This is a genomic window from Acinetobacter sp. 1000160 (genome assembly GCF_000588715.1).
Taxonomy (GTDB): Bacteria; Pseudomonadota; Gammaproteobacteria; order Pseudomonadales; family Moraxellaceae; genus Acinetobacter; species Acinetobacter courvalinii.
This window is the reverse complement of sequence record NZ_JFWP02000008.1, coordinates 40,314-63,210: the sequence shown is the minus strand read 5'-3', so window position 1 is coordinate 63,210 and position 22,897 is coordinate 40,314. Positions and strand designations below refer to the sequence as shown.

The window sequence follows — 22,897 nt, the reverse complement described above, 5'->3', positions numbered from 1 at the left end:
CCTAAGCTTCCTTTTTTATTATCTTTCATTACTTTAAAGCATAAAGTGAATCTGCATTTCCCCAACCAGAAAACCCAGTACCGCACCGACAATAATCAAAGACCATTCATCTTCTTTAAAGGCCGGACGCAGCATGCCTTCAAACTCTTCCGGACTGAGTTTTTGCATGCGCTCAACCAGAGTATTACGCACGTTCATGGCATCTTCAGCATAAGATTCCACGTAGCGCATGGTGTCTGGAAGCTGTTTTAAAATCCGCTCCGCCACATCAGCCTTCAGGTTTTGATATTTTTCACCGCCAATGGCGTAGACCACCAGTGGGCGAACAATACCGGCCTGTAAATCAATTTCCTGTTTGACCTGACGGCTGACCAGTTCGATGACTTTGTCGGAATGGGTGCCGGAAAACAGCTCTTCCATCATGTTACGTGAGGTGAGGAGCTGTTTTGAAATCAGGGCTGCATAATCAGCCGCTACTTCATTCTGACGTTTAATGAATAAACCTTGCCAGGTATAGCCCATAATCTTTTTCGGATATAAAGGGCGGAACATCATTTGCAGCGCCATCCAGTCACTAAAGAAACCGACAAAGCCACCAAACATCGGCAACATCCATGGATATTTACCTTGTGTGACGATCCAGCACAGCATCTGCACCACACCAATCGCGAAACCAAATACAAAACCGACATTACTAAAGAACTTGAATTCCTGTTTGCCAACTTTTTTAAAGATTTCATTCAGCAGGCGTTTATCTTTGAGCAGGTTGTTGACCACCATATGCTTGATATCGAAATACTTGGCCACATCTTTCTGAACTTCGCTCATGATGTGTTCAACAATTTCCGGGGCTTTGGCCTGAACCCGCTTGATCAGTCGCTGACGGGCAAACTCTGGCATGCCTTCCCATAACCCCGGCTGATATTGCTGCGCGACTTCTCGGGTAATATCTTCTGCAGCCGCCATTAACGGCTTTTCGATTTCCTGGGCAATCCGTTTGGGGTCGAGTCTGGCAAAGATTTCTTCAGGTTTGATGAGCTTGGAGGTCATCAGCTCAACGGCTGTGGTTGCCATTTTCTCAGCTTTGCGCGGCACGATCCCTTGCCATCCGAGTGGAAGTCCAAATAATCTTAACCCTTTAAATTCGAGGGGAGAAAACATCATTTGAATGGCAATGACTTTGGTCACATAACCAATAAAGCCGCTGATAAAGGGAATGGAAATATATAGCCAGAAATTTTGGTGAAAATCCGCAATCATTTCTTGAAACATTATTTTATTGGTCCTTCAAGTCCTAATTGTTGCTCGTAGTCGGGCAAGCGCTAGATGATAGTAAAATGTTTTAGGACCTTGGTGATTTACCAAGACCTTGTGATGCTTAATTACCTTTTTATTTTTCCTTTCATTCAGGACATCACAATCGCATAAAAAGGCAATGATGCTGTCGATTGAATACCTGTCCGTGGTAATCCCTATTTCGAGTCATCATCTTAGCACCAATTTTTGTTTTGTGTTGAGCAGAATAGGCAAGAATTGTTGATTTAACTCTCCTTATTCTGGAGGTATTTATGGAATTTTACTTTAAATTTCAGTGCCGATTTTCAGGTCCAATTAAAAAACAAGATAGATGATGAATTGCGGTGCGTCAAAGCGTGAAAAATGTTAGAATGTGGCGCTTAATTCATTTGCCTTTAAGATGAACCATGACGACCAATACTCAAATTACTGAAGATCGTATCCTTATTCTGGATTTCGGCTCTCAATATAGCCAGCTCATTGCACGTCGTGTACGTGAAGCGGGTGTCTATTCTGAAATGTATGCATTCGATATGTCTGAAGAAGACATTCGTGCGTTTAATCCGAACGGGATTATTTTATCAGGTGGCCCTGAGAGCGTACATGAAGAGGGAAGCCCACGCGCACCGCAAGTTGTATTTGAATTAGGCGTACCGGTATTGGGTATTTGCTATGGTTTACAAACCATGTCTGAGCAACTTGGCGGTAAGGTAGAGCCGGGCACAGTACATGAGTTTGGTTATGCGGAAGTTGATATTCTGGTCCGTGATAAATTGATCGGTAACTTGCAAGATCGCGAAAACCAGCTCCATGTCTGGATGAGTCATGGCGATAAAGTCAGTGCGATTCCGGAAGGCTTCCAGGTGACTGCAAGCACGCCAAGCTGTCCATTTGCTGCAGTAAGTGATGAAGCACGTCGTTTCTATGGCGTTCAGTTCCATCCAGAAGTGACTCACACCGCCAAAGGTGCTGAATTACTGTCTAACTTTGTTCATCAGATTTGTGGTTGCCGCGGTTTGTGGACCCCTGAGCACATTATCGATCTACGTGTAGAACAGTTACGTGAACAAATCGGTGATGAAAAAGTTCTGTTAGGTTTATCTGGTGGTGTAGATTCATCAGTGGTAGCTGCGCTATTGCATAAAGCCATTGGCGACCAGTTAACTTGCGTATTTGTAGACAATGGTTTACTTCGTTTAAACGAAGGTGATCAAGTGATGCAGATGTTTGCAGACAACATGGGCATCCGTGTAATCCGTGCACAGGCTGAACAACGGTTCTTGTCGGCATTGGCAGGGGAAGTTGATCCTGAGAAAAAACGTAAAATCATTGGTCGTGAATTTATCGAAGTCTTTGCTGAAGAAGCGCGTAAACTGGATGGCGTGAAATTCCTGGCGCAAGGTACGATTTACCCAGACGTGATCGAATCTGCTGCAAGCAAGCAAGGTAAGGCACACGTGATCAAATCACACCACAACGTGGGTGGTTTACCAGAAGATCTAGCTTTTGATCTGGTTGAGCCTTTACGTGACCTGTTCAAAGATGAAGTCCGTAAATTAGGTACCACGCTTGGTTTACCGCATAGCATGATTTACCGTCATCCATTCCCGGGTCCAGGTTTGGGCGTGCGTATTTTGGGTGAAGTGAAGAAAGAATATGCTGATATTCTTCGTCTTGCAGATGACATCTTTATGCAAGAACTGCGTGACAGCGGCTGGGACGACAAAACTGCTCAAGCATTTGCGGTCTTCCAACCGGTGAAATCAGTCGGTGTTGTCGGTGATGGCCGTCGTTATGCATGGGTGATTGCACTTCGTGCGGTTGAAACGGTTGACTTTATGACAGCCCGTTTTGCGCACTTGCCATATGAACTGGTTGATAAAATCTCAACCCGTATCATGAACGAAATTAAAGATGTTTCACGTGTTGTATATGACGTGTCATCTAAACCACCAGCTACGATTGAGTGGGAATAATTAAATGAAAAGGCAGGATGAACATCCTGCCTTTTTTTATGCGATTGTTAAAGAGGTAAAGCATGTCCGAAACCTTGCAACTGGAACAGTTAACAGGATATTTACAGCAGCTTTTGGGTGAATCCCTCTTTGCCATTTATCTGTATGGATCAGCTGTTGATGGCGGGCTAGGTCCAGAAAGTGATCTGGATGTTCTGGTTGTGCTGAGTCAAGCAATCACACTTCCGCAACGACAGCAACTGGCAGAAACCTTATTACAAATTTCGCACCCGATTGGTGCTGCACATCGTGCACTTGAAGTCACCATCGTACGCAAAGACCATATTCTTTCGGGAAGTTATCCCCTCAGCTACGAACTACAGTTTGGGGAATGGTTGCGGGATGAGTTAAGCCAAGGCGATATACTTAGCGAACATGCAGACCCAGATCTGAGTATTTTGCTGAAGAAAGCGCAAATGCATCACCAAACCTTGTTTGGGCCAGATCTAAATTCTTGGTCGGTTATGATTCCGGATCAGCAACTCTGGCAGGCGATGGCAGATACCTATCCATCGATAGTGGCGCATTGGGATGAAGATGCGGATGAGCGTAACCAGATTTTGGCCTTATGCCGTATTTATTTTAGTTTGGTGACGAATGAGATTGCACCTAAAGATCAGGCTGCGCAATGGGTGATTGCTCAGTTACAACCGCAACATCAGCCTGTTTTGCAGCGAATGGTGCAAGAATATAAAGGTGGGATTGAAAAGCAAAACTGGCAACAACAGCATCATGCTTTACAACCTGTTGTTGATTTCCTGACTTCAAAAATTGATGAACAGTTTAGACAGAGAGGCTTATTAAGGATTGATGAATAAAGAAGTTATTTGCAATTTCTTAATCAAATTCATTCTAGCAAAAGCACCAAAGTGCTCTTTTTCTATTTTGAAAAATCATCTATTCCTCATTTTATATAATTTAAGACATATCCAACTTGCTGAAGCAGAAGCTTGATGATTAATCAACGATTAACAATTTAGCTCCTTTTGAAGTAAAAGACTGATGAGGTTCTGAATGATCACCCACTTGATAACTCATGCCTGAGGTTAAAATAAATTTCCTTCCATCTTTTAATCTGCTTTCTAACTCGCCTTCCAAACAGAATAAGATATGACCTTTTCCACACCAGTGATCAGCTAAATAATTAGCAGAATACTCAACGAGTCTTACTCTAATTTTATTGCCTTCTTCACCAAAATATTGTGTTCTCCAATATGCTATTCCTGTTTCACCATAATGCTCTGTTTTTTCTATTTGAGCCCAATCGGTTATTTGAAATGGGAAAGGTGCAATATTCATATCATTTTTACTCCATACATTTAATTATTTTTACAGCAATGACCAAAATAGTTCAAATCGTTCTATTCAGCCTAAAAGCTAAAAAACGCAACCTTAAAAATTTTTTATAAAAAATAATTTATTAGATATCAAAATCTTAAAAATTAAAGATATATCTTAACTTGCTATAAGATATATTAAGATATATCTTAATATGCATAAATTAAGCAATCCGAGAACAATAAAGATGAAACAGGCATCAGCTCATCACGGCAGCCAAGGTGATCTTCAGCATGCAGAGCAGCATCGCTCAGGCCGCCGTGGACGCCTTTTTGAATCAGGCCGCATGAAACTTTTGGTCCTGCATCTCATTCAGCAAAGTCCAAAGCATGGCTATGAAATCATTAAAGAAATTAGTGATCTGGTCGGCGATGGCTATTCACCCAGTGCAGGGACTATCTATCCCACCCTGACAGCTTTGGAAGAGATGAATTGCATCTCGTTGCTTGATGCTGAACGTAAGCAATATCAGATTACCGACTATGGCGACAGCTATTTAAAAGAGCAGCAAGACATGCTGTTGGCACTTCTACAAAAGCTGCGACTAAGACGTGAAATTCACAATAATGACCAGCTGATAGATATTCACCGGGCCATGGAAAATCTCAAAACCGCATTACGTTTAAAACTGAATATCGCGGACTTAAAGCCCGAGCAAATTCACCAGATTGCAGAGCAGATCGATCAGGCCGCGATTGCCATTGGGCGGCTATAGACGGGAATGAAAGCTGTGAGCGCGACAGCAAGAAATCAAACAGGTGCAATTGCTACGTTCATTAGAAGTGGTATTTAACCCATATCAGGTTGGCCTGACGCAGGTCGAAATTAAGAAGAGTGCCTAAGCACTCTGGAGTAGAACGATGAAACAACATCAATATCATGTGACTGTACAACACTTAAAAGATAACAAAGGACAGGCGTCGACCTATACCGAACGTCTGGAATTTTATACTGGCAATCATGATGACATTTTCGAGATTGTTGAGCGTTTAAAGAAGGGCGAGTTTTTTGATGATCAAACCACCAAATCATTTGCAGTGGGTTTAAAGCTGTTTAGTGAAGTCATGCTGGAACATCGTGATCATCCACTCTTTGAAGATTTCTGGCCGCAGTTTGGTCAATTTATGAAGCATCTTAAACAGCAAGTGAAGAAATAGAAATGAAACAGTACACCTTGATCAATCTGATTTTATGGAAGCGCGTTTAACATGCAGGAATTGAAAATAACCCCACGCCTGATCAGTAAATTGCCTGCCAAATATGCGGCCTGGATTTTGCCGCTGATTTTATCTTTTTTAATGAGTGGAGCGCTGTCGTTTGTGAATATGTGGATGAGCCTAGGGTTTATTCCAGAGTTTCTGCATAAATGGTCGGCGACATGGATGTTTTCTTGGTTGATTGCTTATCCGTTGGTGCTGGTTTTACTGCCATTGGTTCGGCGTCTAACGGCTTTGATTGTCGACATGCAGCCTAAATAATTATTGAATGGTTCAGTGCTAAAGATAAGTTCTTATGCCATGTGGGACTAAGATTGTCTCATGCATGACACTCTGCGTATTACCAAAAGACTATATTGAATGGGGGTGGTATTGTTAAGATCAATAAAACGACTCATTGCAATGGCATAGGTAGAAGAGAGTAATATCATGAGCAATAATAATGAATACGATATTTCTGATTCAAAAGACTGTGAAACGTATATCAATCAATTTATTCAGGAATTTACCATTCACTCGGCTGAGATTGGGAAAGGAACCGTGATTAAGCGGGCTTTACCGAGCCGCCAAAAGCGCTTGGTGGGTGCCTGGTGTTTTCTTGATCATGCGGGGCCAGTCAGTTTTCCGGCGGGCGATGGTCTGGATGTAGGACCGCATCCGCATATCGGTTTGCAGACCTTTACCTGGATGATTGAAGGCACCATGATGCATACCGACAGTCTGGGTTCAAAACAGTTGATTCGTCCTAAACAGGTGAACTTGATGACTGCCGGCCGTGGTATTTCGCATACTGAAGTGGCGCCTGATAGCGAAACCAAAATGCATGCGGCGCAGCTCTGGATTGCCTTGCCTGATGATAAGCTCAATATGGATCCTAAGTTTGAGCATTACCCTGAATTGCCAGTGGTCAGCCAGGATCAGGTTGAGTTTACCGTGCTGGTCGGTGACTTTCTGGATACCACCTCACCTGTGCAGGTGCATCCCCTTTGGTCGGTGTTGATTTAACTGAAAAAGCCGATACCAAAACCCGTATTCCACTTAATCCAAAATTTGAATATGCCCTTATGGCTTTAGAGGGCACAGCGCGTGTGAATGGGCATGAACTCACCGCTGATAACATGGTGGTACTGGACACTGGATTGACCGAAATTGAGGTCGAGTTAAGTCAAGACCATCGCTTGCTGTTAATTGGTGGTGAGCCGTTTGAGTCACCAATCCTGCTGTGGTGGAACTTTGTAGGACGTACCATGCAAGACTTGCAGCAAGCACGCGAAGACTGGATTAATCATGATGTACGTTTTGGTGAAATTCCTGATTATCAAGGCAAGCGCTTAGAAGCGCCGGTATTACCAGACCAGATGAGGGCATCAAAATGAGCATCATTGCCAGCAGCAAAGTCCTGACCTTGCCTGAACCCTGGAAAGGTGAGGTCAGTAGCGGCACACATCAGTTTCTTACCGATAAGCCCGAACAGTTTGGTGGACATGATACAGGCCCGGCGCCATATGATTTCCTGACGGCCAGTCTGGCCTCGTGTACCATGATCACCTTGCGTATGTATGCGCAGCATAAGCAGATCGATTTGGGTGAATTTACGGTTGAGGTTGATTTTCATACCAATCGGGAACAGCAGGAGCGTATTGAACGCCGAGTTGTATTCCGGCAACCTGTGTCACAGGACTTGCAAGAAAAACTTCTCAATGTCTGTAGTAAAACCCCGGTGACTAAAACTTTGTTACGTAGTTTAGACATTCACACCATGATTCTTTAAGACTAAAGTGCTATTGTGCTTGGGCAAAACATAATTCTAAGTGCAATTGTGAGAGGGATCTGAAATCGCAATTGCACAGCAAAAAAGCAGGCACAAAAATGATTACCTTACATTATCTACAATGCTCACGTTCGTTTCGTATCCTGTGGGCATTAGAAGAACTTGGGATGGACTATCAGGTTGAGTATTATCAAAGGCTGCCGAGTTATGGGGCACCAGAGAGTCTCAAGAATATTCATCCTTTGGGTAAAGCACCGATTCTGGTAGATGATGACGAGGTGATTGTAGAGTCTGCCGTGATTCTGGATTATTTACAGCAACAGTATGATTCTCAACAACAATTCAAGCCGACATCCGACAAAGACCAACGGCAGTATGCTTACTGGATGCACTATGCTGAAGGTTCTTTAATGCCTTTGCTGGTGATGACCTTGGTGATGAATAGTGTTAGCAAGCATGTACCCTGGGTAATTCGTCCGATTGCAGAGAAAATTACCGGTGGGGTAAAAGCCAGTTTTGTACGTCCACGAGTAAAAGAACATATTCTGTATCTTGAGCAATATTTATCAGAACATGATTATTTTGCGGGTGACTTTTCTTTTGCGGATATTCAAATGGCCTTTCCACTGATTGCCATTCAAAACCGCTTGCATGGCAAATATCCGAATATTCAGGCTTTTGTTCAACGTGTTCAGCAACGTTCTGCTTTTCAAAGGGCGGAGCAGAAAAGCTTGCATTCGCAGTGCGCCTAAAATTGAAGATGAAAAAAGGGGAGTACATTGCTCCCCTTTTTTTAATCGGTATCTGTTTATCGTTTGATCACAATCGAATCAATGCCACTATGTTGTAAGGTCTGTTGCGCTGCAAGTGCTGAGTCCTGGCTATCATAAGGGCCAGAGAACACACGATACCAGGTCTGACCATTTTCCACACTTTTCACCACATCTGCAGACAAGCCATTCAAGATGATTTCGGCACGACGTGCATCGGCACTGTCCGGATCAGGATAGCTGCGTACTTGTAAAATGTAAGTGGCGTGTGCCGGTGCAACAGGCTCACTTGGGGTGAGACCCGCTGGATCTTCTGCTGCAGGGGCTTCAGGTTTTGGTGATTCAATAATCACCACATTACCTTGTTGCTTGGTTTCTGGCACTGCCTGTTCAGGAATTGGAGTCACTTGCTGTTGAGGCAGCAAATCATAGAAACGGTAATCTTTATTGGTGTTTTCTTCTTGGTAATGCTCGGAAGTAACCTGATTTTTGGTCGGGACAGGTTGCCAAGGCTGCCAAAGCATCAGCATCACAGCTGCACATAGGATCGCAAGAATAGCGACAAGCATTCCTAACCACTTCGGAATGAGCGGTTTTTTAGGCTTGTTTGGTCGTTCAGATACACCACGTTGCGTTTTTCCAAACACCGGAAATTCCTCTTGATCCTATTGATTTATTTGTAACTTGAGTTTACTTAAAAACAAAGCATTATGTTTAAAAATAATGCTTTGTTTACCATATTGTTTAACAACGATGGCTTAAGTTTACATGGCTTTAAGCTTTGCTGATTACATCGTCTCAGGCGCTGATACACCGAGCAATTCCAAGCCATTGCGTAATACTTGCTGGACGTTGATTGAAAGCAACAAACGCGCTTGTGTCAGTGCCACATCATCGCCCAATACTTTATGTTCATTGTACCAAGCATGGAATAGGGCAGCTAACTCTTTAAGATAGTTACCAATCTGATGCGGTTCGTAGGCATTGGCTGCACGTACCAGAATATCTGGATAAGCGGCAAGTTTAGACAAGATCTCGGTTTCAGCATCGAGTTCTAAACGGTTGGCATGTTCGCGTGCTGCGCTGAGGTCGAAATTAAGACCAGTCGTCGCTGCTTTTTCTAACATACGGCAAATACGTGCATGCGCATATTGGATGTAATACACCGCATTGTCTTTACTTTGTGAAACGGCAAGATCAAGATCAAAGTCGATGTGCTGTTCAGATTTACGCATCACATAGTAGAAACGGGCAGCATCGTTACCCACTTCCTTACGCAAGTCACGTAAAGTCACGAACTGACCTGAACGCGATGACATTTGCACCATCTCGCCGCCACGCCATAAGCTGACGAACTGAACCAAAAGTACGGTGAGTTTCTTCGAATCATAACCCATGGCATCAATAGCCGCTTTGACACGTGAAATATAACCGTGGTGGTCTGAGCCCCAGATATCAATCAGGTCTGTATAACCACGTTGTAATTTATTCAAGTGGTAAGCGATGTCAGATGCGAAGTAAGTGGTTTGACCGTTACGACGTTTGACCACACGGTCTTTTTCATCACCAAATTCAGTTGATTTAAACCAGATGTTGCCGTCTTTTTCGTAGAGGTAGCCACGTTGATCCAGTGTTTCAAGTGCTTCATCAATCTTGTCAGTCAATGAGTCTTCGCTGAACCATTTGTCAAAGGTGACACCAAAGTCAGCTAAATCATCTTTAATATCATCCAGAATGGCATGTAAAGCTGCCTGATGGAACACGCGATAAGCTGCACCCAAGTGTTGTTGCGAGTTCGCAATCAAACCATCAATATGCTTTTCTTTATCGCCTGAAAGTATAACTTTATTGCCTTCAGCATCAAGCTCTTCAGCATATTGCACATCTTCTGGTACATCTTTATAGATGTCGGCAACAGCACGAACGTGTGCATTGCCATCTTTATCAATAATTTCCTGTGCGATTTCTTTAACGTAGTCGCCTTGATACGCATTCTTCGGGAAAACCAGTGTTTGCCCAGTCAATTCTAAATAACGTAAATAAGTTGAAGTCGCCAAGATATCCATCTGACGGCCAGCATCGTTGACATAGTATTCGCGATCAACTTTTGCACCCGTTGCTTCGAGTAAGTTCGCAACGGTCATGCCATACGCTGCACCACGACCATGGCCGACATGCAGGCTAGAGGTCGGGTTTGCAGAAACGAATTCGACCTGAATTTTTTTAGTCGCATTGGCTTGGCTGCGACCATATTCATTTTTTTGTGCCTGAATCTGGTCGAGCACAGCATAGCGCTGGTCTGCATTTAAAAAGAAGTTGATAAAACCCGGACCTGCAATTTCTGCTTTGGTAATGTCTGCCACTTCTGGAAGTGCTGCCAGAATTTTTTCAGCCAGGTCACGTGGTTTCATGCCCGCGGCTTTAGAACCGATCATGGCAATATTTGAAGCAAAGTCTCCGTGACTTCGGTCTTTGGTACGGGTTAAATGGCTCGTGTTGGTCCAATCTGAAGGGAGTACACCTTGCTGTTGCAGGGTTTGTACCGCATGATCAAGAGCTGCTTGTATTGCCGTATTCATAGTTACCGAAAATAAATGTCGCGGAAAAACGTCAAATATAGCAAACTTTGCAGGCTTAAGGGGAGAGTGATTTGGCAGGAATTGACATATTCCGGTAAATCTTTTGTCAGTTCTTGTTTTTGTAGTTGCAGAATAGATGCTATGCCATTGAATAACATAGCATCTTTGATTTTTTAATCTGCTAAAATCTGTTCCAGCAATTCATCGCTTGGCGCAAAATAATAAGCACCATCAATCGCCGTGGTGAAATGTAACAAACGGTCATGGATGCCATCTCCGGCTGTTCCAAACATGCGTTTCAGCATTTCATCAATAATGCTTAAATTATTGGTATACGCCACAAAGAAAAGCCCCTGTTCACCTTTGCCATCTCCATAAGGCAGGCTGTGGCGCAAGATTTCCATTTCTTCGCCTTCATCATCTTCCACCACGGTGCGTGCGACATGGGAGTTTTCCGGTTTGATGTCATCATCGAGTTCAATCGATTCCAGTTTGGTACGACCAAATACATGTTCCTGTGCATCGACTTTGAGCTGGCGCCATTTGACCAGATCATGGGTATAACGCTGGGCAAAGATAAAGCTGCCATCTGCAAATGCACCCGCTTGTTCAGGCAGTAAAGCCGCTTCAGCACGATCGTCAGGGAACTGTGGATTCTCTGTTCCATCAATAAAGCCGGTCATGTCGCGACCGTCAAAGAAACGGAAGCAGGCACGCTCATCCAGTACCTCAACTTTATCCTGAATGCCGGTAAAGAAGGCCTGGCTCATGGCAAAGCAGATATCTGCACGGGCGCTGGCAATATGGATAAAGACATCAGCAGGCACCACTGGCATGTTAAATGCGCCACTTTGTGGGTCAAGTTGTTTAAAACCTGCAGGTGTTTGCGGGTAGAGTCGAGCCCAAAGTTCAGGACCAAATGCAATGGCTGTTTTAATCTGGTCATTCGGATGTTGCGTGATTAAACGGTCACGCGTAGAGAGTAGCGCTTCAATCTGTTGTTTTAATTCGGCAATGGTGAGGTCTTTTAAACGTAAAACAATAAAGCGTGCATGATCAGAAGGTAATGGAAGAATGACAGATTGCGCAGTCATTAAAATCTCCTTAGCTTTTAAGGGATAAAAAGAATAATTGTGCCTGATGTCGCTGCAGCTGAGTAGCATATTTGTGCAATTTTATTGCCTGTAATGTCATCTGTTCTTGCTTTAAATCGATATAATTTAGTTTTTATGAGTTGATAACATTGTTATGTCTGTGCAGGTCTGGTTTGCTTTTATGTTGGCGTGCTGGGTGATTAGCATTTCACCGGGCGCAGGTGCCATCGCTTCCATGTCGAGTGGTCTCAATTATGGCTTTCGGCATGGCTACTGGAATGCAATTGGTTTACAAGTGGCATTGATTGTTCAATTCATGATTGTGGCTGCAGGGGTGGGGGTGCTGTTTGCAACCACACCCTGGGCGTTCCAGGCGGTAAAATGGTTTGGCGTGGCTTATCTGGTCTATCTGGCATATAAACAGTGGACTGCACCGATTCAAACCATTGAGATTGAGCAGGAACAATATCAATCCGCTTTCGCCTTAATCATGAAAGGTTTTGTGGTGAACATGAGTAACCCTAAAGCGATTGTGTTTTTGCTTGCGGTGTTGCCCCAGTTTCTGGACTTGAGCCGACCGCAATGGTTACAGTACCTGATCATGGCCATTACCATGGTAAGCATCGACCTGATTGTGATGGCGGGTTATACCGGACTGGCATCCAAAGTTCTCAGATTACTGCGCTCACCAACACAACAAAAGTATTTAAATCGTGGGTTTGCCGTGATGTTTAGTGGTGCAGCACTCCTATTAAGTGCGATCCAACAATCAGGTTAACAGCCTGATTAGGCTGTTTGAGTCTGGCTTTTGAGTTTTTGCACAATGAAAATCGCGGCAAAGCACAACGACATACATAGCACAATGCTTAAGCCGGTGGAAATGTTCAGGGCCGCGCTCGACCAGAGACCGACGGTCACGCCGATCTGAGCCATTACAAAGGCCCAGATCACCATTTGTTTTGGAGAGTGGGCCAGCAGACGAGCGCTTAATGCTGGAATCACCAATAGGGCGCCCATCAGTAAGGAGCCCACTGCACGTAACGCCAGAACGGTAAATAAAGCCAGTAATAACATAAAGATCAGGCGCTGCCAGTTGGCACTGACGCCTTCACTCATGGCAATATCGGGGTCAATCGCAATCTGGATCTGCGCTGACCATGAACGGTACAGCACGACCAATGCAGCTGCAATGACCACAGCGAACATCGGCAAGTCAGCCCATTCGATACTGAGCAGATCACCAAATAAATAGCTCAGCAACTCTGGGCGCAAGCTTGGCACCTGCTGGATCAACAGCAGGCCAGAACAGAGCAGGGTGGCAGAGCTTAAAGCCAGCAACGCATCATTCGGCAGGCGCGAGTCATGCAGCACCCATAAAATCGCCACCAATAAGCCTGCCAGAAAGGCCACGCCGAGCCACAACGGTAAATTCAGGATGCCCGCAATCGCGACCCCAAGCAGGGTGCCATGGGCCATGGTATCGGCAAAGAATGACATTCTGCGCCATAGCATCAGGCAGCCGAGTGGCGCGGTCAGGAACACCAGCAATGACCCCATGATCCAGGCGGGTAACAGGAGTTGTAACCATTCCATCATGGCTTAGACCTTTGGCTCAGGGTGAATATGGGGGCGTGGATCATGTGAGCAGGGCTCGGCATGGTCGCTGTGTCCGCAGTGATTGTGATGATGCTGATAGAACATCCGTTGGGTGCCAAAAATGGCCTGATACTCAGGGTGTTGCTGAATGCTTTCAGGTAAACCGCTACAGCAAATATGTTTATTCAGGCAGACTACACGATGCGTACCTTGCATGACCCACTGTAAATCATGCGACACCATCAAGACGGCACAGCCATAGAGTTCTGGCAGGCTGCGTACATATTCGTAGAGTTCGGCTTCGGACTGGATATCCAGACCTTGCATCGGTTCATCCAGTACCAGAATGTCAGGCTGGCGTAATAGCGCCCGTGCCAGTAAAACCCGTTGCCGTTCGCCACCAGAAAGCTGCTGTACTTTAGATGACTGTAACTTCTGGATGCCCGTATCACGAATAATTTCTGCACGTAAACCTGCTTCGCAAATTTCCAGATCCAGTAAGTCCTGTACCCGTAAAGGCAGGCTGGCAGAAGGATTAAACTTTTGCGGAACGTAAGCCAGCTTTAATTTCTTTGAGAAATGTATTTTGCCTTTGGTCGGCGACATGATCCCGAGCAGCACTTTAATTAAAGTTGATTTACCTGCACCATTGGGACCGATCAGCGTCACAATTTCTTTTGGATGCAGCGAAAAATCGACATTTCTTAAAATATCCCGTTCATCACGTTGAACCGAGATACCCTCCAGTTGAATAAGTGGAGTGCTTACTGAAGTGTGCTGCACTGATGACATTTTCCAGAAATTTCAATAATGCTATGTTGAGCAGAAAACTGGTCTGAGGCAGCAAGTTGGTCCAGTTGTTGAATTAGTCCCTGCGCAGAAGCTTCTTTAACAGAATGGCATTCGGTGCAAATCAGAAATGCAGCCTGATGTCCTTCTCGCGGATGACAACAGGGAATATAGGCATTAATAGAGGTCAAACGATGAATCAGACCTTTTTCCAATAAGAAGTCTAAAGTGCGGTACACCGTTGGCGGTGCAGCAGGGCGATCGGCCTGACCTTTTATCTTGGCCAATAAGTCATAGGCACCCATTGGTGCAGAGGCATTCAATATGAGTTCAAGCACTTCTTTACGCAAAGGTGTCAGGCGTGCGCCAACCGCAGTACATAAAATCTCTGCTTCAGCAAGTCGCGCTTTAATATCGTGATGACCGTGCACACCATGTAAAGCATTGTCATGTTCGTGTGAACAAGAACTCATAGATTGACCTCATTATTTTTGTAGAGCCTATTGATTCTTCACTGGCACCTAATGGCTCGCTGATGTCTCAATAGCCCTATTATCATAACATGCAATTTAGGATAACTATCTATATAAGTGAAAGGCACGACGGATCGCGCGGCAAATCTGAAAATAGACATAGGTATTTTACAACTTTTGTTATATTATAACATGCTTCGCCAAACTGAGTAATCTTGTGATGTCCCGCCTAATCCTTCTCGTCTTGTTTTCAATGTTAAGCACATGGGGCTGGACACAAAGCTTGGTGGTTTCAACACATCCCATTTACCTGATTGCAAAAGAAGTTACAGAAGGGGTAGAAGAGCCGGTTCTTCTGCTAAAAGACCAAAGTGGCCACGATGTACAACTGACCCCGGCGCACCGTAAAGCAATTCAGGATGCCTCTTTGGTGATCTGGCTTGGCAAGTCGCATGAAGCGCCACTGGAAAAGATGTTGAGTCACAATCGTAAGGCGATTGCCTTGCTGGACTCGGGGATCTTGACAGTGTTGCCGCAACGTAACCTGCGTGGCGCATCATTGGCCAATACCGTAGATAGCCATGTCTGGTTAGAACCGAACAATGCAGTGCGGATTGCTTTCTTTATCGCGACCTTGCGTTCACAGCAAAATCCGGAAAGTAAAGCCAGATATATGGCCAACGCCAAAGCATTCTCACAGCAGATGCTGCAGGCATCACAACAATATGAAAGCTCAAGCAAGGCCAAAAGCTACTGGTCTTATCATGATGCCTATCAATATCTGGAAAGAGCGTTAAATCTGAAATTTGCAGGGGCTTTGACCGATGATCCGCATATTGCACCGACCGCAGCGCAAATTAAGTACTTAAGAGACAATCGTCCGCAGAATAAAATGTGCTTATTGGCCGAAACGACAGCAAGTTCGAGTCAGTACCAAAAAATGAACCCGGTAGTTTTCCAGTCCGTTGATGAAAGCATGCGCGGTGAGGACAATTTTGTAACAGCGTGGAAAAAATTGGCTTCAAAAACCGATAAATGCGTAATAAGTGCACAAAATTGATGAAAAAAATAAAAATCAATTGACTCTAGCGTCAAAAAATATGCTAACGAAAAAACCAGACTTAAGTCGAGAAAAGATTGCATGTTCAGGGGTGTAACTCTATAATGCCTGCGATTCGAAACGATCATGATTAAAACTTGTCAAGCAGTTCTGCTGTAAGTGGGTAAAAAATGAGCCAAACTAGTCGCATGATTGACCGACGATTAGCAAAAGCTTTGGTCTTCTTACAAGCATGTATGATTCCCGTTGCCGCTTTGCTGGCATGGGCAATGAAAGACACAACTGCTGCTTTGAGTGCTGCGCTTGGGGCTTTGGTATGTTGGTTGGCACATTGTTATTTTGCTTGGCAGTCGTTTAGAACGGCAGGCGCAAGAGCATCAAAACAAGTCATGCTGAATATGTACCGAGGGATGCTCGGTAAGTTTGCGATTGTGATCGTGGGTTTTATATTAATTTTGAGCAATGTTAAACCGCTGTCACCGGTTGCATTGTTTTGTGGATTTATTCTCGTACAAGCGATGTCGTGGGTCGCGCCATTTTGGGTGGCGCGTCTACAAAAGCGAGTGTAAGACACATTTTAAGATTTTTGGAAGTAGAAGCGGAATCATTGCCATCCGCACGATTCGTTTCTCTTCTTTTTAATGATTGACATTGACCAGGTGTGATTTATGGCTGCTGAAGAACATGCCCTGACTTCGACCGAGTATATCAAGCATCACTTGACCAATATGACCTATGGCAAAATGCCTGACGGTACATGGAAATTGGCTGAGACTGCTGAAGAAGCTCAATCGATGGGGTTCACTGCAATTCACTTGGATTCAATGGGTTGGTCTATCGGACTTGGTGTTATTTTCTGTTTGATGTTCTGGATTGTTGCAAAAGCTGCTAACGCAGGTGTGCCAACAAAATTCCAGTCAGCAATCGAAATGATTATCGAGTTTGTTGACTCAAGTGTTCGTGATACTTTCCACGGCAAATCACGCTTAATTGCGCCATTGGCATTAACCATTTTCGTGTGGATTTTCCTCATGAACTTAATGGACTTAATCCCGGTTGACTGGGTTCCTTACCTAGCTCAACAAATTGGTGCAAGTGTGTTTGGTATGGACCCTCACCACGTGTATTTCAAGATTGTTCCATCTACTGACCCTAACATTACTTTAGGTATGTCTTTGTCAGTATTTGCCTTGATCTTGTTCTACAGTATTCGTGAGAAGGGGATCGGCGGTTTCGTCGGTGAATTGGCACTTAACCCATTCAACCCAAGTAACAAATTTGCAAAAGCGTTATTGATTCCAGTGAACTTAGTTTTGGAATTAGTAACTTTCCTTGCTCGTCCAGTTTCGTTGGCTCTACGACTGTTCGGTAACATGTATGCGGGTGAGTTGATCTTCATCTTGATCGCATTATTACCGTTCTGGATCCAGTGGGCGTTATCTGTGCCTTGGGCTATCTTCCACATTCTCGTAATCACGCTGCAAGCATTTATCTTTATGATGCTGACCATCGTTTACTTGAGCATGGCAAGCGAAAAGCATTAATGGTATTGCCTAACTGTCACCTGATGGTTGGGCTTAAATTTTAGTTTAATTTGGTAATAACCTAACCTCTGAGGAATTTTTCATGGAACTCACTTTAGGTCTAGTTGCAATTGCATCTGCTATCTTGATCGCTTTCGGTGCTTTAGGTACTGCGATTGGTTTCGGTCTTTTAGGTGGTCGCTTCTTAGAAGCTGTTGCTCGTCAACCAGAATTGGCTCCACAACTTCAAACTCGTATGTTCTTAATCGCGGGTCTTCTTGATGCTGTGCCTATGATCGGTGTTGGTATTGGCTTGTTCTTCATCTTCGCTAATCCATTTGTAGGTTAATAGCTTAATTCCTAAATCCACATATTGAGGAATAGCGAAATGAATATCAACCTCACATTGATTGGCCAAGCGATTGCATTTGCGTTCTTTGTCGCATTCTGCATGAAGTTTGTTTGGCCACCACTAATCAATGCGATTAGTGAGCGTCAGCGTAAAATCGCTGATGGCTTAAATGCTGCTGAAAAAGCTAAAGCTGACCTTGCTGATGCGCAAGCACAAGTTAAGGCAGAGTTAGACGCAGCAAAAGCACAAGCGGCTCAATTGATCGAACAAGCGAACCGTCGTGCAGCACAATTGATCGAAGAAGCGCGTACCCAGGCATCTGCTGAAGGTGAGCGTATTCGTCAACAGGCGAAAGAAACTGTTGATCAGGACATCAATTCTGCTCGCGAAGAATTACGTCAACAAGTTGCTGCTTTGGCAGTTGCTGGCGCAGAAAAAATTCTGAACCAACAAGTTGACGCAGAAGCTCATAATGCCATGCTGAATCAGCTGGCTGCTAAACTTTAAGCGAGGCGAATATGGCTGAACTCTTGACGTTAGCACGCCCGTACGCCAAAGCAGCATTTGCTTATGCATCTGAGCAGAATGCAACTGACGCTTGGTCAAATGCGTTACAACTGCTCGGTGCTGCGGTGCAAGACGAAGCATTTTCCGCTTATTTAAATCGCCCTGAGCTGACTCCTGCGGAACAAGTAGGTCTTTTTGCAAAGGTTTTAGGTGAAGATCAATCACAATCAGTGTCTAACTTTTTGACATTGCTTGCGGATAACGATCGTTTGGTTTTACTGCCTGAAATCGCTGCAGAATACGAATTACTTAAATCGCAGAACAACAACACATTGGAAGTAGAGATTGAATCTGCTTTCCCAATGGATGCGACACAAGAGCACATTTTGGCTCATGCGCTTGAAAAACGTTTTAACAGAACCGTTCAGGTCACTGTTAACGTTAATCCGGCGCTCATCGCAGGTGTTGTGATTCGTGCAGGCGACCAAGTGATAGATGACTCTGCGCTTAACAAGCTTGAAAAAATGCGGACTCGTCTTCTTGCCTAACAGCAAAAAGACTGAACTTAAAAAAGATTGAGGAATAGCGCAATGCAACAACTGAATCCATCCGAGATCAGTGCGCTCATTAAACAGCGTATCGGCGATCTGGACACCAGCGCGACCGCTAAGAATGAAGGTACCATCGTCATGGTATCTGACGGTATCGTGCGTATTCACGGTCTTGCGGATGCAATGTACGGTGAAATGATCGAATTCGACGGCGGCTTATTTGGTATGGCACTGAACCTAGAACAGGATTCAGTGGGTGCCGTTGTTTTAGGTAACTACCTAAGCCTGCAAGAAGGTCAAAAAGCTCGTTGTACAGGTCGTGTATTAGAAGTTCCGGTTGGTCCTGAACTTCTTGGCCGTGTCGTAGATGCTTTGGGTAACCCGATTGATGGTAAAGGCCCTATTGATGCAAAACTTACTGATGCTGTTGAAAAAGTAGCACCAGGTGTAATTTGGCGTCAGTCTGTCGACGAACCTGTTCAAACTGGTTATAAATCAGTTGATACCATGATCCCTGTAGGTCGTGGTCAGCGTGAGTTGATTATTGGTGACCGTCAAACTGGTAAAACAGCAATGGCGATCGATGCGATCATCGCTCAGAAAAACTCTGGCATTAAATGTGTATACGTTGCGATTGGTCAAAAACAATCAACAATTGCAAACGTGGTACGCAAGCTAGAAGAAACTGGCGCTATGGCGTATACCACTGTTGTCGCAGCTGCGGCCGCTGATCCTGCAGCAATGCAGTATTTGGCTCCGTACTCTGGCTGTACAATGGGTGAATACTTCCGTGATCGTGGTGAAGACGCGTTAATCATTTATGATGATTTGTCTAAGCAAGCTGTTGCTTACCGTCAAATTTCATTACTTTTACGTCGTCCACCAGGTCGTGAAGCGTATCCAGGTGACGTATTCTATCTTCACTCGCGTCTTCTTGAACGTGCTTCGCGCGTTTCAGCTGATTATGTTGAGAAATTCACGAACGGTGCAGTAACTGGTCAAACTGGTTCTTTAACTGCATTACCGATCATTGAAACTCAAGCTGGTGACGTATCTGCATTCGTACCAACGAACGTAATTTCGATTACTGACGGTCAGATCTTCCTAGAAACATCATTATTCAACGCAGGTATTCGTCCTGCTGTGAACGCGGGTATCTCGGTATCTCGTGTTGGTGGTTCTGCGCAAACCAAGATCATCAAAAAATTGTCAGGTGGTATCCGTACCGCTCTAGCGCAATACCGTGAATTGGCTGCGTTTGCTCAGTTTGCTTCTGATCTTGACGAAGCAACGCGTAAGCAACTTGAGCATGGTCAACGTGTAACTGAGTTAATGAAGCAAAAACAATATGCTCCTTACTCAATCGCTGACCAGGCTGTATCTGTTTATGCATCTAACGAAGGCTATATGGCTGACGTAGAAGTGAAGAAAATCGTAGACTTTGATGCTGCGTTAATCTCTTACTTCCGTTCTGAATATGCTGCGTTAATGCAACAGATCGATGAAACTGGTGATTACAACAAAGACATCGAAGCAGCAATCAAATCAGGTATTGAGAGCTTCAAAGCGACTCAAACTTACTAAGTTTATCTTTAGTTAAGTTTGGTTCACGGATCAACCTTCGGAAGCTCGAAAGAGCTTTCGACTACTAGGTTAAGCGTATGGCAAATTTAAAAGAAATTCGCGCCAAAGTAGCTAGTATCAAGAGCACGCAAAAGATTACTCGCGCGATGCAAATGGTAGCTGCTTCGAAAATGCGTCGTGCGCAAGAGCGCATGGCTCAGGGCCGTCCGTATGCCGATAATATGCGCCGTGTAATTGCTCACTTGGTCCAAGCAAACCCTGAATACAAACACCGTTATATGGTTGAACGCCCGGTTAAGCGCGTTGGCTATATCGTGGTGTCTTCAGATCGTGGCTTGGCGGGTGGCTTGAACATTAACTTGTTCAAGAAAGTTGTGCAGCATGTCAAAGCACAACAACAGCAGTCAATTGAAGTTGAATTTGCTTTGATTGGTCAAAAAGCGGTTTCGTTTTTTAAGAATTACGGCGGTAAAGTGCTTGGTGCAACCACCCAACTTGGCGATGCGCCGAGTTTGGAACAGTTAACAGGCTCAGTACAGGTAATGCTTGATGCATTTGATAAAGGCGAACTAGATCGTATCTATCTCGTTTCAAATGGCTTCATCAATGCAATGACTCAGCAGCCTAAAGTAGAACAACTTGTTCCTTTAGCACCGGCAGAAGAAGGCGATGACCTCAACCGTACTTATGGTTGGGACTATATCTACGAACCAGAAGCAGAAGAATTGTTAAATGGTTTGTTGGTTCGCTATATCGAGTCTATGGTTTATCAAGGTGTGATTGAAAACGTTGCATGTGAGCAGTCAGCTCGTATGGTCGCGATGAAAGCAGCGACAGACAACGCAGGACAACTGATTAAAGACCTACAACTCATTTACAACAAGCTGCGTCAAGCCGCGATTACTCAGGAAATTTCCGAGATCGTTGGCGGTGCCGCTGCCGTTTAACATTATTAAGTTTGAATTGAGGAGACAGCAATGAGTAGCGGTCGTATCATTCAGATCATCGGCGCGGTTATCGACGTCGAGTTTGAGCGCAATAGCGTTCCTAAGATCTATGACGCTCTCCAAGTTGACGGTACTGAAACTACTTTAGAAGTTCAGCAACAGCTTGGCGATGGTGTTGTTCGTACCATCGCAATGGGTTCTACAGAAGGTCTTAAACGTGGCCTTAATGTAACTAGCACAAATGCACCGATTTCTGTTCCAGTAGGTCCAGCGACTCTTGGTCGTATCATGGACGTATTGGGTCGCCCAATTGATGAAGCAGGTCCTGTAGCGACTGAAGAGCGTTTGCCGATTCACCGTCAAGCACCTTCTTATGCTGAACAAGCAGCTTCGACTGACCTTTTAGAAACTGGTATTAAAGTCATCGACTTACTTTGCCCGTTCGCGAAAGGTGGTAAAGTTGGTCTGTTCGGTGGTGCCGGTGTTGGTAAAACCGTTAACATGATGGAGTTGATCAACAACATCGCGAAAGCTCACTCAGGTTTATCTGTGTTTGCTGGTGTTGGTGAGCGTACTCGTGAAGGTAACGACTTCTATCACGAAATGAAAGATTCTAACGTTCTTGACAAAGTAGCAATGGTCTACGGTCAGATGAACGAGCCACCAGGTAACCGTTTACGCGTAGCGTTAACTGGTTTGACCATGGCTGAATACTTCCGTGATCAAAAAGACGAAAATGGTAAAGGTCGTGACGTATTATTATTCGTCGACAACATCTACCGTTATACACTTGCGGGTACTGAAGTATCAGCATTGTTAGGTCGTATGCCATCTGCAGTAGGTTACCAACCGACACTTGCAGAGGAAATGGGTGTTCTTCAAGAGCGTATTACGTCGACTAAATCTGGTTCGATCACATCGATCCAAGCAGTATACGTCCCTGCCGATGACTTAACAGATCCATCGCCTGCAACAACGTTTGCTCACTTGGATGCTACCGTTGTATTGAGCCGTGACATCGCATCTTCTGGTATTTACCCAGCGATCGATCCACTTGACTCAACTTCACGTCAGTTAGACCCGTTAGTGGTTGGTGCTGAGCATTATGAAATTGCACGTTCTGTACAGAACGTATTGCAACGTTATAAAGAGCTTAAAGACATCATCGCCATCTTGGGTATGGACGAGTTAGCAGAAGAAGATAAATTGGTTGTTTACCGTGCGCGTAAAATCCAACGTTTCTTCTCTCAACCGTTCCACGTCGCTGAAGTCTTTACGGGTGCACCTGGTAAATTAGTACCACTTAAAGAAACGATTCGTGGCTTTAAAGGTCTATTAGCTGGTGAATACGATCACATCCCAGAACAAGCGTTCTATATGGTTGGTGGTATTGACGAAGTGATTGCTAAAGCCGAGAAACTTTAATTAGCAACTC

Annotated in this window: 25 protein-coding genes and 1 pseudogene; 18 read left to right on the top strand and 8 right to left on the bottom strand. The window is 44.5% G+C overall.

Annotation, left to right across the window (positions count from 1 at the left end):
- Positions 1–33 precede the first annotated feature (33 nt).
- Positions 34–1,260, bottom strand: coding sequence for a DUF445 family protein (locus tag J699_RS03975; protein ID WP_171062171.1), 1,227 nt, complete (start codon positions 1,258–1,260; stop codon positions 34–36).
- Positions 1,261–1,703: 443 nt separating this feature from the next.
- Here J699_RS03975 and guaA point away from each other — a divergent pair, with 443 nt between their 5' ends.
- Both guaA and J699_RS03985 read left to right on the top strand, forming a co-directional pair.
- Complete coding sequence (gene guaA, locus J699_RS03980) at positions 1,704–3,272, top strand: glutamine-hydrolyzing GMP synthase (protein ID WP_032882938.1); 1,569 nt, start codon at positions 1,704–1,706, stop codon at positions 3,270–3,272.
- Between the two features lie 62 nt (positions 3,273–3,334).
- A complete protein-coding gene (locus J699_RS03985; RefSeq protein WP_032870968.1) occupies positions 3,335–4,129 on the top strand; it encodes an ANT(3'')-II family aminoglycoside nucleotidyltransferase in 795 nt (264 codons plus the stop codon).
- A gap of 139 nt (positions 4,130–4,268) precedes the next feature.
- Here the strand turns inward: J699_RS03985 and J699_RS03990 are convergent, their stop codons facing one another.
- Complete coding sequence (locus J699_RS03990) at positions 4,269–4,610, bottom strand: DHCW motif cupin fold protein (protein WP_032870969.1); 342 nt, start codon at positions 4,608–4,610, stop codon at positions 4,269–4,271.
- 226 nt (positions 4,611–4,836) lie between these two features.
- Between J699_RS03990 and J699_RS03995 the strand changes: the two genes are divergently transcribed.
- From J699_RS03995 to J699_RS04015, 6 genes and pseudogenes are all read left to right on the top strand, one after another.
- Complete coding sequence (locus J699_RS03995) at positions 4,837–5,364, top strand: PadR family transcriptional regulator (RefSeq protein WP_032870971.1); 528 nt, start codon at positions 4,837–4,839, stop codon at positions 5,362–5,364.
- A 145-nt stretch (positions 5,365–5,509) separates the two neighbouring features.
- Positions 5,510–5,806, top strand: coding sequence for a DUF3861 domain-containing protein (locus J699_RS04000; protein ID WP_005228360.1), 297 nt, complete (start codon positions 5,510–5,512; stop codon positions 5,804–5,806).
- Between the two features lie 51 nt (positions 5,807–5,857).
- Positions 5,858–6,127 (top strand): DUF2798 domain-containing protein, encoded by a 270-nt coding sequence (locus J699_RS04005; protein WP_005228361.1) that lies wholly within the window; start codon positions 5,858–5,860, stop codon positions 6,125–6,127.
- Between the two features lie 168 nt (positions 6,128–6,295).
- Positions 6,296–7,242, top strand: a pseudogene (locus J699_RS0218850) (pirin family protein).
- Entirely contained in the window at positions 7,239–7,637 is a 399-nt protein-coding gene (locus J699_RS04010) for an OsmC family protein (protein ID WP_032870975.1), read from the top strand. Before J699_RS0218850 ends, J699_RS04010 begins: the two are co-directional and overlap by 4 nt.
- A gap of 98 nt (positions 7,638–7,735) precedes the next feature.
- On the top strand, positions 7,736–8,389 hold the full coding sequence (locus tag J699_RS04015; RefSeq protein ID WP_032870978.1) for a glutathione S-transferase: 654 nt from the start codon (positions 7,736–7,738) through the stop codon (positions 8,387–8,389).
- A gap of 56 nt (positions 8,390–8,445) precedes the next feature.
- Here J699_RS04015 and J699_RS04020 read toward each other — a convergent pair whose 3' ends face one another.
- The 3 genes from J699_RS04020 to J699_RS04030 form a co-directional block, all read right to left on the bottom strand.
- Positions 8,446–9,054, bottom strand: coding sequence for an SPOR domain-containing protein (locus tag J699_RS04020; protein ID WP_032870980.1), 609 nt, complete (start codon positions 9,052–9,054; stop codon positions 8,446–8,448).
- Between the two features lie 141 nt (positions 9,055–9,195).
- Positions 9,196–10,986 carry an arginine--tRNA ligase gene (argS, locus tag J699_RS04025; RefSeq protein WP_032870982.1) on the bottom strand — a complete coding sequence of 597 codons (1,791 nt, stop codon included), beginning with the start codon at positions 10,984–10,986 and terminating at the stop codon, positions 9,196–9,198.
- Between the two features lie 173 nt (positions 10,987–11,159).
- A complete protein-coding gene (locus J699_RS04030) occupies positions 11,160–12,080 on the bottom strand; it encodes a Dyp-type peroxidase (protein ID WP_032870984.1) in 921 nt (306 codons plus the stop codon).
- A 154-nt stretch (positions 12,081–12,234) separates the two neighbouring features.
- On the opposite strand from J699_RS04030, the gene J699_RS04035 reads away from it, so the two are divergent.
- Positions 12,235–12,858, top strand: coding sequence for a LysE family transporter (locus J699_RS04035; protein ID WP_009510468.1), 624 nt, complete (start codon positions 12,235–12,237; stop codon positions 12,856–12,858).
- 8 nt (positions 12,859–12,866) lie between these two features.
- On the opposite strand, the gene znuB is transcribed toward J699_RS04035, so the two are convergent.
- Genes znuB through J699_RS04050 form a run of 3 tightly spaced genes read right to left on the bottom strand, consistent with a single transcriptional unit; the run spans position 12,867 to position 14,938 of the window.
- Positions 12,867–13,676 carry a zinc ABC transporter permease subunit ZnuB gene (gene znuB / locus J699_RS04040; protein WP_032870988.1) on the bottom strand — a complete coding sequence of 270 codons (810 nt, stop codon included), beginning with the start codon at positions 13,674–13,676 and terminating at the stop codon, positions 12,867–12,869.
- A gap of 3 nt (positions 13,677–13,679) precedes the next feature.
- A complete protein-coding gene (gene znuC, locus J699_RS04045; RefSeq protein ID WP_032870990.1) occupies positions 13,680–14,468 on the bottom strand; it encodes a zinc ABC transporter ATP-binding protein ZnuC in 789 nt (262 codons plus the stop codon).
- A complete protein-coding gene (locus J699_RS04050) occupies positions 14,441–14,938 on the bottom strand; it encodes a transcriptional repressor (protein ID WP_005228375.1) in 498 nt (165 codons plus the stop codon). The genes znuC and J699_RS04050 overlap by 28 nt, the downstream gene beginning before the upstream one ends.
- Positions 14,939–15,158: 220 nt before the next feature.
- On the opposite strand from J699_RS04050, the gene J699_RS04055 reads away from it, so the two are divergent.
- The 9 genes from J699_RS04055 (at position 15,159) to atpD (ending at position 22,887) form a co-directional block, all read left to right on the top strand.
- Positions 15,159–15,998 (top strand): metal ABC transporter substrate-binding protein, encoded by an 840-nt coding sequence (locus J699_RS04055; protein WP_032870992.1) that lies wholly within the window; start codon positions 15,159–15,161, stop codon positions 15,996–15,998.
- 170 nt (positions 15,999–16,168) lie between these two features.
- Positions 16,169–16,567 carry an ATP synthase subunit I gene (locus tag J699_RS04060; protein WP_004773236.1) on the top strand — a complete coding sequence of 133 codons (399 nt, stop codon included), beginning with the start codon at positions 16,169–16,171 and terminating at the stop codon, positions 16,565–16,567.
- Positions 16,568–16,666: 99 nt separating this feature from the next.
- Positions 16,667–17,542, top strand: a complete 876-nt coding sequence (gene atpB / locus J699_RS04065) for a F0F1 ATP synthase subunit A (protein WP_004773235.1) — start codon at positions 16,667–16,669, stop codon at positions 17,540–17,542.
- Positions 17,543–17,624: 82 nt separating this feature from the next.
- Entirely contained in the window at positions 17,625–17,870 is a 246-nt protein-coding gene (gene atpE / locus J699_RS04070) for a F0F1 ATP synthase subunit C (protein WP_000424060.1), read from the top strand.
- Positions 17,871–17,909: 39 nt separating this feature from the next.
- Positions 17,910–18,380, top strand: a complete 471-nt coding sequence (locus tag J699_RS04075; protein WP_005228377.1) for a F0F1 ATP synthase subunit B — start codon at positions 17,910–17,912, stop codon at positions 18,378–18,380.
- An 11-nt stretch (positions 18,381–18,391) separates the two neighbouring features.
- Entirely contained in the window at positions 18,392–18,928 is a 537-nt protein-coding gene (locus tag J699_RS04080; RefSeq protein ID WP_004773231.1) for a F0F1 ATP synthase subunit delta, read from the top strand.
- Positions 18,929–18,970: 42 nt separating this feature from the next.
- Positions 18,971–20,515, top strand: a complete 1,545-nt coding sequence (gene atpA, locus J699_RS04085; RefSeq protein ID WP_004773229.1) for a F0F1 ATP synthase subunit alpha — start codon at positions 18,971–18,973, stop codon at positions 20,513–20,515.
- Between the two features lie 77 nt (positions 20,516–20,592).
- A complete protein-coding gene (gene atpG, locus J699_RS04090; RefSeq protein WP_004773227.1) occupies positions 20,593–21,462 on the top strand; it encodes a F0F1 ATP synthase subunit gamma in 870 nt (289 codons plus the stop codon).
- 30 nt (positions 21,463–21,492) lie between these two features.
- Positions 21,493–22,887 (top strand): F0F1 ATP synthase subunit beta, encoded by a 1,395-nt coding sequence (gene atpD, locus J699_RS04095; protein ID WP_004656517.1) that lies wholly within the window; start codon positions 21,493–21,495, stop codon positions 22,885–22,887.
- Positions 22,888–22,897: the final 10 nt, after the last annotated feature.